The following is a 13,127-nucleotide window of genomic DNA, read 5'->3' on the forward strand; positions in this document are numbered from 1 at the left end:
AGGCAGGGGGGGAGAGGATGACCAGTTTCATCGCGTTGCGTAAGGTGACCAAGCGTTACAAGCTCGGCGGCACGATGATCGAGGTGCTCTACGAGGAAGACCTGACCATCGAGCAAGGCGAATTCGTCGCGTTGATGGGGCCGTCCGGCTCCGGCAAGACGACGCTGCTCAATATCATAGGCGGTCTTGACACGGTGGAACGTGGCTCCGTCTCGGTGGCCGGCGGCGAACTCCATACCTTCTCCAACCGCCAGCTTTCGCAATGGCGAGCCCGGCACGTCGGACTCGTATTCCAGTTCTACCACCTGCTCCAGGTGATGTCGGTGGAGCGCAACGTGATGCTGCCGCTGCTGCTGACGGGCATGCCTTCGGCGCAGTGCCGCAAGCGTGTCCGCGACGTGCTCGAAGTGCTGGGCATGGCCGACTACCTGCACCGGCGACCCGAGGAACTTTCAGGCGGCCAGCAGCAGCGCATCGCCATCGCCAGGGCCCTGGTCACCGATCCGGCGCTGATCGTCTGTGACGAGCCCACCGGCGACCTGGATCGCGAAAACGCCGACATGGTGCTCGGATTGCTGGCCTGGCTCAATCGCGAGCAGGGCAAGACGATCGTCATGGCCACCCACGATCCGGAGGCCGCCCAGCACACCACGCGGGTCATCCCGGTGGGCAAGGCGCGGACGCGCGAGGCGTCCGGCAACCACAGGAGCGCCGCGTGAAGTATTTCCAGCTGGTCTGGGCGCAGTTGTGGCGCCGGCCGAAGCGCACCTGGTTCGCGATCATCTCCGTCGCGGTCGCCTTCCTGCTGTTCGCCGTGCTGATCGGGTTCAACGTGGTGCTCAACTCGGCACTCTCCAATCTCAACGATCGCCTGTTCGTTTCCAGCAAATACGCCCAGGAGCAATTGCCGCTCGGCTACGAGGGCCGCATCGCCGAGACGCCCGGCGTAGTGGAGGTATCGCACATGACCTTCTTCGGCGGCTATTTCCAGGACCGGCGCAATGCGGTGCCGGTGTATGCCACCGACGTCAAGAGCATGTTCGGCGTCTACCATTCGCTGTTCAAGGTGCCGGCGGACCAGCTCGATGCCATGCGCACGCATCGCTCCGGAGCCATCGTCGCCAGGTCGCTGGCCAACCGCTTCGGCTGGAAACTCGGCGACAGCGTGACGCTGGGTAGCTCCATCTGGACGAAAAAAGACGGCACGTCGAGCTATCCGTTTCAGATCGTGGGCATCTTCGAGAGCACCGATGGCGCCACCCAGGGCCTGGCCGGCGCGTTCTTCATGAATTACGAATACCTCAACGAGTCGCGCGCGTTCCTGCCCGACACCGTGCAGTTCTTCATCGCCGAGATAGCCGATCCGAAGGCTGCGCAGGGAATCATCGACACGATCGACGCGCGCTTCGCCAACTCACCCGCGGAGACGCGGACGATGACCGAACAGGCGCTGCTGCAAAGCCAGATGACGACGATCGCCGACCTGAACCTGCTGGTGAACGCGATCGTGGGCGCGGCGTTCTTCTCGCTTCTGTTCGTTACCGCGAGCACGATGAGCCAGTCCGTGCGCGAGCGACGGCCCGAATTCGCGGTGCTCAAGACGGTCGGTTTCACCCGCGCGGGGGTTGTCGCGCTGGTCATCGCCGAGGCCGTACTCCTCTGTCTTTTCGCGGCCTGCATCGGCTTGCTGGTCGCTCGTGGCGTCTTCGCCGTGGCCGGCGATCTGTTCGCCAGGGCGGGCATTCCCTGGGTGCTGTGGTTGGCCTCGTTCGGCATCGCCCTCGCGATGGCGCTGGTCAGTGGCGGGATGCCGGCCTGGAAGGCAGGACGGTTGAGCATCATCGAATCCCTCGCGCTGCGCCGCTGAGGTTCCGGACTCCCTTCACGAGATACCGACCGCATGTCCAAACCATTTCGCCAGATCGCCGCCGTCATGACCGCCAGCTTCTTCACGCTGCCGCGTCGCGCGGGATCTTCGCTGGTGATCGTCGTGGGAGTGACCGCCGTGGTTGCGGTGCTGGCCGCCATCCTGGCCATGGCCACCGGGCTGACCCGGTCCGTGGCGGAGACCGGCCGGCCCGATCGCGCCATCGTCCTGAGAGGCGGCGCATCGACCGACGCGACCAGCGTGCTCTTGCGCAACGACGTGCTGACTATCCTCACCGGCGCCGGAATCGCCCACGACGCCTCGGGGCAACCGATCGCCTCGGCGGAACTGCTAGCGCCCGCCTCGGTCACGCGCGGCACCGGGCGCGATGCCCAGAACGTGACCATCGCGTTACGCGGCGTGGGGCCGCAGGTCATGACCGTGCGCCCGGAGATGAAGCTGCTGCAGGGGCGCATGTTCCGTCCGGGCAAGTACGAACTGATCGTCGGCCAGACGGCCGCACGCCGGTTCCAGGGACTCAAGGTGGGCGACACGCTCACCCTTCGCGGAGCGCGGTGGGACGTGGTGGGCGTGTTCGGCAGCGCCGGGGACACGCATGAATCCGAACTCATGACCGACCGCGACACGCTCGCGAACGCATTGCGCTGGAGTCACTACAACTCGGTGCTGGTGCAACTGGAGTCGCCGGCGGCGCTCGATACGCTGCAGGCGTCGCTGCGCGCCAATCCCGGGCTCAACGTCGACGTGATGCGCGAATCGGAGTTCTTCGGCCAGCAGTCGAAGGACATCGGCAAACTCGTCTTCGTGGCCGCCTACGTTCTGGGCGCGATCATGGCCATCGGTGCCATGTTCGCCGCGCTCAACACCATGTATGCGTCGGTGAGCGTCCGCGCGTCGGAGATCGCGATCCTCCGCGCGCTGGGCTACGGCGAAGGAGTGATCGTGCTGTCCGTGCTGCTCGAAGCCCTCGCGCTGACCCTGGTGGGCAGTCTGCTGGGCCTGGGCCTCGCCTGGCTCTTGCTCAACGGCAAGGAACTGGGCACGGGGTTCGGCGGACTCAACACGCAATTGGTGTTCGACGTGAGGATGACGCTGGGCACCGCGCTCATCGGCGTGGCGGTGGCGCTGGTCATCGGCGTGGCGGGAAGCCTCTTCCCGGCGTTGACGGCGGCGCGGGTACCGGTCACGGTCGCGTTGAGGGAGATCTAAGACAAAACGGGTGCCCCGGCCGGCCGTCGAGGGGGCGCCGGCGCAGGGGTGAGGAAGCGCCAAACGAGGGGGGCCGATCCGGATGCTCGAGGTCCTGAACCGCTACGCACACGGCATGGTGCTGCTGCCGTTCGTCGACGCCATGCGCAGGCAGGGGTGCCTGGCGCACATGGCGTCGTCTGGCCGTTTCTCCACTACCTCCCTGTGTGGGCGCTTCTCGCTCAACGAGGGCTACGTGGCCGTCGCGTTGCGCATGTTCCGGACCCTAGGCTGGATCGAAGCGGCGGGGGAGGACCATTGGTGCGTCACCGGTGCCTTCGATGCCCAGGCGGCGATTCCCGACCGGATCATGGAGCTATACCGCTTTCCCTTCGACGGCTACGCCAGGGGCAGCGCGAAACGCTCGCTGCGGCGCTGGCTGGAACGGTCCGCCGACGGTTGGGCGACCGACGACGAACGCCTGCGCGACTATCTGGACGGCGTGTTCGCGATTCCGCTCCTGCTCGCGCTGGAGCAGCATGAATGCGTGCGCCGGGGCACGGCGGATGCGCAGGGACGCATGGCGCTCGACCTCGACCTGGCCGAGGGGCCGCGACGGGAAATCGAGACGTGGCTGCTTTCGAAGCATTGGATACGGCGCGACGCCGAGGGCCTATGCCTGCTGCCCTCCGGGCAGTCGATGCTTGAGCGGATCCGCACCACGGCTGCGCTGGCGTCCTACCGGCCGATGTTCGCGCAGACCGCGACGTTGCTGGGTGGTGTGCCGGACGACGTGTTCGCGCTCGACGGGAAGGGCCACGAAAAGCACCTCGACCGAACGCTCAACGTGGTGGGCAGCGGCTTCCAGCACCAGCGGTATTTCGCCGCGCTCGCCGGCTTCGTGCTGCGCTGCTTCGATACCGACGACGTCGCCGCGCAGCCGACGTGCCTGGCCGACACCGGATGCGGCGACGGCACGCTGTTGCGCACGCTCTACGACAAGGTGCTCGCCGAGACGACGCGCGGCGCGGCGATCGACCGGCATCCGTTGCGGCTGGCGGCGATCGACTGGAACGTGAAGGCGTTGCGGCAGTCGGCGCTGACGCTGGCCGGCACGCCGCACACGGCCATCAAGGGCGACATCGGCGACCCGGCGGGCATTGTCGCCGACCTCGACGACCTGGGCATCGGAACGCCTGACGACGTGCTCCACGTGCGTTCGTTCCTCGACCACGATCGCCCCTACCGTCCGCCGGTCGATGCCGGGGAGGCGGCCGCTCGCCGCGTCGTCGGCGTGGACGGCGTCTTCGTCGACCACGCCGGTGGACGCATCCCCGCGCGCGACGTGATGCAGAGCACGGTCGAGCACCTTCGACGCTGGGGCGAGGTGGTCGGCGGCGATGGGCTGCTGCTGCTGGAGGTGCACTCGTTGCCGACGGCGATCGGCGCGGCGTTCATCGACGAAGCCGAGAGCCTGCATTTCGATGCCTACCACAGCATGTCGAGGCAGTTTCTCCTCGACGCACGCAGCTTCGTGCTCGCCGCCGCGGAGGCCGGCCTCTTCTGCGCCGACGGCGAATGGCAGAGCTATCCGCAACGCATGGGCTTTACCCGGATCACGGTGAACCATTTCCGTCGCCGTCCGCACACGGTGCGTCACCTGCACCTGGGCGAGGACCTCGACCGCTCGGCGGCCACCCCGGTCTGGCAAGCAGTGAACGATGCGCCGGCACCGGCGACGCTCGCGGATACCACGCTCGTCCTCGTGCGCGACGGACGAATCCGTGCCGCGCTCGCGTGGCGCGAGGACGAACCGGCCGTCGCCACCCCGGGGCGCCGCGCCCACCTGCAGGGCGGGTGGCTCATGTCCGGCGAGGGCGGTCGTGGCGACGACCTCGCGGCATTGCTGGTGTTCGCCGGACATTACCTTCTGGTCGACAAGTCCTTCGAATCGCTGGAGGGCGTCGACGCCTGCCGTGCCGCTCTCGACGCATGGTGCGATGCGCCGCACGACGGATGGGCCGACACGCTTGCCGCCGTGCGCGCCGCCGCGGCACGACGAGCCGACGAGCCCGGGCTGGATTCCCGCGAATGGGAAGCCGAACTGACCGATTTCGCCCTGCGCCGCGTCGTGGCGTGGCTGCATGGCGACGCCGGCCTGGCTCGTGGGGACTCGCGGCGCAAAGCCGACGTGATCGCGAACTTGGGCGTGCTGTCCAAATATCACCGCTACCTGGACGCGCTGCTGTCGCGACTGGACGCGCGGGGCCTGCTGCGCAGCGAAGGCGACACCATCGCCCTCACGGCGTCGGCGCGTAACGCCGGCATCGACGACGTCGACGACTTCGCTCGGGATTTCCTTGCGCGCCACCCCCACGCGTCGGCCTATCTGCATTTCATCCTCGGGCCGCTCCGACACTTCGCCGATGTGCTCGCCGGGCGGGTCGCGGCTGCGTCGGCCATGTTCCCCGACGGCGACATGCAGGCGTTCGGCGGCATCTTCCACGGCGAGCCGATCGCGGACTACATCAACGAGTTGATCGCCGCGGCGGTGGGCGCGCGCCACGCCGCCCGCGCCGGTGCGCCACTGCGTATCCTGGAAATCGGCGCGGGAACCGGTGGTACGACGATATCCGTCCTGCGCGCGCTCGGCGCGTCCGCCGATGTGTCCTACGTGTTTTCCGATCTCTCGCCGGCCTTCCTGCGCCGCGCGCAAAGGGCGCTCGCGGATCGCTATCCGTACGTCGGCTTCCACGTGCTGGACATCGAAGGCGACCTCGCGACGCAGGACGTGGCGGCTGGCACCTACGATGTGGTGATCGCGGCCAACGTGTTGCACAACACCCGCGACATCGCATTCACCCTTCGCCAGGTGCGCGAGTTGCTTGCGCCGGGTGGCACCTTGCTCCTGGCCGAATACACCGAGGCCAAGACATGGTTGCTGTTCAGCGGCGGACTGCTGCACGGCACCTGGCAATTCGAGGACGGGGCAAAGCGGCTGGACGATTTCTGTCTGCTCGGCGTGCCGCAGTGGCGTCACGAGTTGGCCGAAGCCGGGTTCGTCGCCGTGTCGGCGTTCGGACTGCCCTCCGCGCCTTCCGTCGACGCATCCGGGCACACCATCTTCGCGTGCCGAGCGCCGGACACGGCGTCGCGCAGACCCGCCCCCCTCGCACCGGCCTGCGCCGCAAACCCGGTCCCCGATCACGAGGATACGCAGTCCATGGCATCGCCCGAGCCCGATCCCGCCGCCGTCGATCCGGCCTTCGCATCCCTCGTTCGCGACCAGGTGATGGACATCCTCGGCGAACGCCGCGCGGCGGCGTTCGACGCCAACCGGCCGCTGATGCAACTGGGCCTGGATTCGGTCGAACTGGTGGAACTCAAGGGAGCGATCGGTCGCGCGATCGGGGTCAAGCTCGCGCCCGCCTTCCTGTTCGAGAACGAAACCGCCGCCAAGGTGGCCGCCGCGCTCGCCGACATGGCGCCGAACCCACGGCCGGTCGAGGCGTCGGCCGCGCCGGTGCAGGCACCGCTGCCGGGCGAAGAGCGCGCCATCGCGGTCATCGGTATCGCTTGCCGTCTGCCTGGAGCGAACACCACCGAGGCGTTCTGGCACTTGCTGCGCGACGGTCGGCATGCGATCGCTTCGCTCGACGGGCGATGGCGCTGGCCCGACGGCGTCGACCTCGACGGGGAGCATGCCGGAATCGACCGCGCCGGACTGCTTGATCGGATCGATGCCTTCGACGCCGACTTCTTCCACATCTCGCCGCACGAGGCGGAACGTCTCGATCCACAGCAGCGCCTGCTCCTGGAACTGGGCTGGGAGGCGATGGAGCGCAGTGGCTACCGTCCGTCGCAACTCGCGGCCCGGCGCACCGGCGTCTTCGTCGGCGCCTGCCACAGCGACTATCGCGACCTGCTCGCGCGCGCGCCGGGCGCCGGCGATGCCTACATCGGCACCGGCAGCGCACCGTCGATGCTGGCCAACCGGCTTTCCTACGTCTACGACTTCAACGGTCCCAGCGTGTGCATCGACACCGCGTGCTCCAGCGCCCTCGTGGCGATGGATCGCGCTGTCCAATCCCTGCGTGGCGACGAATGCGATATCGCATTGCTGGGTGCGGTGAACCTGCTGTGCAGCCCAGTCAACAGCGTGGCCTATCACGAATCCGGCATGCTCTCCAGGACGGGCCGCGTGCGGGCCTTCGACGAGGCGGCCAACGGTTTCGTGCGCGGCGAAGGGGCCGTGGTGCTGCTGCTCAAGCCGCTACGGCATGCCATGGCGGACGGTGACATCATCCACGGCATCGTCCTTGGCACGGCGGTCGGCCATGGCGGCCGCGCGGCGTCACTGACCGCGCCCAAGCCCGCGTCGCAGGCCGCCGTGATCGAGCAGGCGATGCGCGATGCGGGCGTGCGCGCCGACGACCTGCAATACGTCGAAGCGCATGGCACCGGTACGCCGCTCGGTGACGTGGTCGAGATCGCCGGCTTGCGCGATGCGCTGAACCGGAGGCCGGGCGAGGTGGCGTCCACCTGCGCCATCGGCTCGGTGAAGACGAACATCGGACACCTGGAAGGCGCCGCCGGTCTCGCCGGGGTGGTCAAGGTCCTGCTTTCGATGGGTCGCGGCACCTTGCCTGCCAGCCTCGGTTTCGAGACCGCGAATCCGGGGCTGGGCCTGGGCGACGGTCCGCTGCGCGTCGTCGAGGCTACTTCGCCGTGGCCGCGTCGCGTGCGTGCCGACGGTCGCGAAGCGCCACGCGTGGCCGGGGTCAGTTCCTTCGGTTTCGGTGGCGTCAACGCGCATGCCATCCTGGCCGAACCGCCCATCCCGGCGCATCACGAAACGGCCCGGATCGCCCCTTCGCATCACCTGGTGCTCTCGGCGCGCAACGAGGCGCAGCTGCGGGGCAGGGTCGCCGCGCTGCGCGCCGATCTCGACCGGATCGATGACGACGCGCGGCTGGCCGACGTCGCCTGGACGCTCCAGCACGGTCGCGAACCGATGGAGCGGCGCCTGGTCGTGACGGCGACGTCGCTTGCCGACGCGCGGAGGCGGCTTGACGCCGTGCTGGCCGACGACGACGCGATGGCCGCCTCGACGGAAGTCAGCCACGGCGACGCGCTGATGGGCCGCTGGCTCGCAGGCGAAGAGGTGGATTGGAACACGCATCCCGACGCGTCGCCCGGGCGGCGTATTGAACTATCCGGTTACCCGTTCGCGCGCACGCGCCACTGGATCGACGACGGCGCCGCCGCGACGCATCCCGTTCCGGTGCTCAGCCACGCCCATTGGACGCGCGCACCGGTGGACGCACGCGCCGAAGCGGACGAACGCCACGTGCTGCTGCTCCAGGGCATGGACGACAGCGCGCCGTTCGCGCAGGTCGCTGCCGCCTTCCAGGGGCGTGACGGCATCGCTTGCGATCGCTGGGTGGCCGAAACGCACGACCCGGGCGAAGCGTTCGAAGGGTTCGGCTGGCGCTTGCTGGCTTACCTCAAGCGCCTCCTGGTGAGTTCGCCGCGGAGCGAGATCCTCGTCCAGGTGGCTTTTGCGGGCTCGCCGGACACACTGCTTAGCGGCCTGGGCGGACTGTTGAAGACCGCGCAACGGGAGAACCCGCGCATCGGCGTGCAATTGATCCAAGGCGAGGCGAACGACGACGCGCCTTCGTGGGTCGCCGCCATCGACACCGGATCGCGGATGGCGGCGGTCGAGTTGCGTCGCATCGGCGGTGTGCTGGAGGCGCGACGGTCGAGCGTGCTCGACGGCGTGGTCGCGCGGATGCCGTGGCGCCCGGAAGGTGTCTATCTCGTCACCGGCGGTGCGGGTGGTCTCGGCCTCGCCTTTGTCGAGGAACTCTTCGTCCGCGCGCCGGCGGCCCACGTCGTCCTCGCCGGCCGTTCGCCATTGCGCGGCGACGCCGCCGCGCGCGTGGCCGCGTGGCAGAGGTCGGGTCGATCGGTCGCCTATCGCCAGGTGGACGTGGCTCGGCGGGACGAGACGATCGCCCTGGTTCGCGACATCGAGGGTGCGCATGGCGTGCTCCACGGCGTGCTGCATGCCGCGGGCGTGATCCGCGACAGCTACCTGCTGCGCAAGACGCCAGAGGAATACGCGCAGGTGATGGCGCCGAAGCTTCACGGTGCGCTCAACCTCGATGCCGCGATTGGCGCGCGACCGCTCGACTTCTTCGTGCTGTTTTCGTCGGTGGCCGGTACGGACGGCAATCCGGGGCAGGGCGACTACGCCGCGGCCAACGCCGCGATGGACGCGTTTGCCCGGCAACGCGCGCGTCGCGTGGCCGAGGGCGACCTCCATGGCCAGACCCTGTCCATCGCGTGGCCATGGTGGTCCGTCGGTGGCATGCGCATACCGGAGGCCACGGCCGAGGAACTGCGCTCGCTCGGCGTGTCGCCGCTGGACACCGACGACGGCATCGCCGCGTTCTACCTGGCCCTCGGCAGCCGCGCAGCGACGGTCGCCATCGCGGCGCCGTGCACGGCGTCGTTCGTTGCGCCGGCGCCGGTCGCGACCGGGCCGAAGCCGCCGGTGCCGGCGATGGATGCGCCGGCCCTCGCCGAGAACCTGACGCAACGCCTGAAACATCTCCTCGCGGAGGTCAGCGGGCAGTCGCCCGCGCGCATCGATCCCATCGCGCCACTGGAACGCTACGGCATCGATTCGATGATGGTGCTGCAGTTGAACAAGCGCCTGGGCGCCGTCTTCGAGCGGCTGTCGAAGACGGTGCTCTACGAACACGCGACGCTGCGTTCCCTGCGCGACCACCTGCTGTCCCGGTACCCGGAAGCATGTTCACGCTGGTGCCAGGTCGCGCCCGTGACCCCGGCGACACCCGTCGCCGGCCCGGCTCCGTCCGTCGGTGCGACGCCTGCCGCGCGGGCCGCCGCGCGGGAACCGATCGCGGTCATCGGTATGGCCGGGCGGTATCCCGGCGCGCGCGACCTGCGCACGTTCTGGACGAACCTGAGCGAGGGACGCGACTGCATCGGTGAGATTCCGCCCGAGCGTTGGTCGCTGGAGGGTTTCTACGATCCCGACGAGCTCCAGGCCAGCGCGCGCGGGCGCAGCTACGGCAAGTGGGGCGGCTTCATCGAAGGATTCAGCGAGTTCGACGCGCTGTTCTTCGGTATCGCTCCCCGCGATGCCGACATGATGGATCCGCAGGAACGCCTTTTCCTGCAGACCTGCTGGGAAGCGGTGGAAGACGCCGGCTATACGCGCGAATCCCTCGACACGCGGCACCACCGGTCGGTGGGTGTGTTCGCGGGCGTCACCAAGACCGGCTTCGACCTGTACGGCCCCGCGCTCTGGCGCCGGGGCGAGGCGTTGACCCTGCACACGTCGTTCGCCTCGATCGCCAACCGCGTGTCGTACGTGATGAACCTGCAAGGTCCGAGCATGCCCGTGGACACGATGTGTTCGGCATCGCTCACCGCCGTCCATGAGGCATGCGAGCACCTGCTTCGCGACGAATGCGAACTGGCTCTTGCTGGCGGCGTGAATCTCTACCTGCATCCGTCGAGCTACGTCTACATGTGCGCGACGCGCATGTTGTCGCCCGGCGGGCGCTGCCGCACCTTCGGTGCCGGTGCCGACGGCATGGTGCCGGGCGAGGGCAGCGGCGCTGTGCTGCTCAAACGCCTGTCCACGGCGATCGCCGATCGCGATCCCATCCATGGCGTGATCCTCGGTACCAGCATCAACCACGGTGGACGGACGCACGGCTACACGGTGCCCAACCCGCTCGCGCAGCGCGACCTGGTGTCCGCCGCGCTGGACCGGGCGGGCATCGACGCGCGCTCGATCGGCTACATCGAGGCCCACGGTACCGGCACCGAACTGGGCGATCCGATCGAGATCGCCGGTCTTACCCAGGCTTTCGAACGGAGCACGGCCGATCGCCAGTTCTGCGCCATCGGCTCGGTGAAGACGATGATCGGGCATGCGGAAAGCGCCGCGGGCATCGCCGGTCTCACCCGGATCCTCCTGCAGATGAAGCATGGCGCGCTCGCGCCCAGCCTGCACGCCGAAGAGACCAACCCGCACATCGACTTCGCGGCGACGCCGTTCTTCGTGCAATCGCGCCTTGCGCCGTGGCCCCGGCAGCGCGTGGAAATCGACGGCGCGGCGTACGAACGCCCGCGTCGCGCCGGCGTGTCGTCGTTCGGTGCCGGCGGCGCCAACGCGCACGTCGTGGTGGAGGAGTACGTGGTACCGGCCGGTGAGCCGACCGCATCGACCGCGCCGCGGCCGGCGATCATCGTGCTCTCGGCGAAAAGCGTCGCCGCGCGCCGTGAGGTGGCCGCGCGCCTGCTGCACGCCATCGAGGCTGACCGGCTGGACGATGGCGACCTGCACGACATCGCCCATACCCTGCAGGTCGGTCGAGAGGCGATGTCGCACCGGCTGGCGTTCGTCGTCGACTCGATGGACGCCTTGCGCCAGCGCTTGCGGGCCATCGTCGATGGCGAGTCCGTCGACGGCGTGTACCTGGGTGACGGAACAGCCGTTCCCGACGGACTCGCCGCGCTGGTCGACGCTGCCGACGTCGCACGCCTCGCCTCGGCCTGGCTCGCGAACGGCGACTATCGCAAGGTCTGCGAGCTATGGGTGGGAGGCCTGCCTGTCGATTGGCGGGTCGTGCCCGAAAACGCCACCGCTCGCCGTCGCTCGCTGCCGACCTATCCGTTCGAACGGACCCGTTTCTGGATCGCGCCGCGGGCGCTGGGAGCGGCACCGGCCGTCGATGCCCCGCCGTTGCCCGCGCCGATGCGCGATGGGGCGCCGGGCAAGCCCACCGCGATCGCGCTGCGCGCGCTCTCGGCGGAGGCGACGAGCCGGACGGAACGTCCCACGCCTTCGCCCGTCCGTCCCGCCCCCCCCATGCCCGTGTCCACCGCGATGGCCGCGCCAGACACGGCGGCCGCCGCCGCGCCACCCGTCCATCGCCGGGATCCGCGGGCGATCGAGGCCGAACTTGGCCGGATGCTGGGCCGCGCGTTGTACATGGAGGCGGAGGACATCGATCCGCGCAAACCGTTCGCGGAACTGGGCCTGGACTCCATCATCGGCGTCGAGTGGCTGCGCGCGGTCAATGCGCATTTCCACCTGCGCCTGCCCACCGCCAAGATCTACGACTGCCCGACGTTGGCGCAGATGGCCGCGCACGTGGTCCAGGTGCTGGAACGGCAGGACGAGCCCATGGCGGTGAAGACGCCCGTACCGACGGTGGGCGACGCGGTGCGCGAGGACATCGCATCCGCCGCTGCCGCGCCGCCGGAGCCGCCGCGCGCGGCCGATGCCGCCGTGCACGACGACATCGGCCGTGCGCGGAACGTCGTGTTGGAGCCGATCGCGATCGTCGGCATGTCGGGACGTTATCCCGGAGCCGAAGACCTCAACGCGTTCTGGAACCGTCTCGCCGACGGCGTCGATTGCGTGACCGAGGTGCCGCCCGAGCGGTGGGCCGCCGATCGCGCCGACGTGGCATGCCGCTGGCTGGGTGTCGTGGACGACATCGACGCGTTCGACCCGCTGTACTTTGGCATATCGCCGGCCGAGGCGGAGCTGATGGATCCGCAGCACAGGCTCTTTCTCCAGGAGGCGTCGCGCGCGTTCGACGATGCGGGCTGTCACCCGGGCGATCTCGGCGGTGCCCGCTGCGGGGTGTACCTCGGCATCATGGGCAACGAATACGCGCAGATCATCCAGCGCCACGGTGGCACGGCCGACAGCACGGGGAACAGCGGCGCAATCGCCGCGGCGCGCATCGCCTACCTGCTCGACCTGAAAGGTCCGGCGATCGCCATCGACACCGCATGCTCCTCGTCGCTGGTGGCGACGCACCTGGCCTGCCAGGCATTGCGCCACGGCGAGGTGGACATGGCGCTCGCCGGCGGAGTGACGCTCTATCTCGCGCCCGAGCTCTACGTGACCATGAGCGCGGCGGGCATGCTGTCCAGCGACGGGCGCTGCAAGACGATGGACGACGGTGCGAACGGTTTCGTGCCGGGGGAG

4 protein-coding genes are annotated in these 13,127 nt (G+C 68.9%); all 4 read left to right on the forward strand.

All coding sequences use genetic code 11. The features are described 5' to 3' along the window. The first annotated feature begins 17 nt into the window (after positions 1–17). The gene (locus JNG39_RS20820) at positions 18–719 is read left to right on the forward strand and encodes an ABC transporter ATP-binding protein (RefSeq protein WP_368313876.1); all 702 of its coding nucleotides are present in this window, start codon (positions 18–20) and stop codon (positions 717–719) included. Then, positions 716–1,867 carry an ABC transporter permease gene (locus tag JNG39_RS20825; protein WP_368313877.1) on the forward strand — a complete coding sequence of 384 codons (1,152 nt, stop codon included), beginning with the start codon at positions 716–718 and terminating at the stop codon, positions 1,865–1,867. The genes JNG39_RS20820 and JNG39_RS20825 overlap by 4 nt, the downstream gene beginning before the upstream one ends. Before the next feature lie 33 nt (positions 1,868–1,900). Then, positions 1,901–3,097, forward strand: a complete 1,197-nt coding sequence (locus JNG39_RS20830) for an ABC transporter permease (RefSeq protein WP_368313878.1) — start codon at positions 1,901–1,903, stop codon at positions 3,095–3,097. An 82-nt stretch (positions 3,098–3,179) separates the two neighbouring features. Next, positions 3,180–13,127 (forward strand): SDR family NAD(P)-dependent oxidoreductase (locus JNG39_RS20835; protein ID WP_368313879.1); only part of this gene is annotated, 9,948 nt, incomplete at its 3' end.

The sequence above is a fragment of the Luteibacter sp. CQ10 genome (genome assembly GCF_040900725.1).
Lineage (GTDB): Bacteria > Pseudomonadota > Gammaproteobacteria > Xanthomonadales > Rhodanobacteraceae > Luteibacter.

What these genes read in the sequence shown, in the direction of transcription:
- JNG39_RS20830 (WP_368313878.1), top strand. Translation starts at nt 1,901, where the DNA reads ATGTCCAAACCATTTCGCCAGATCGCCGCCGTCATGACCGCCAGCTTC.
- JNG39_RS20820 (WP_368313876.1), top strand. Translation starts at nt 18, where the DNA reads ATGACCAGTTTCATCGCGTTGCGTAAGGTGACCAAGCGTTACAAGCTC.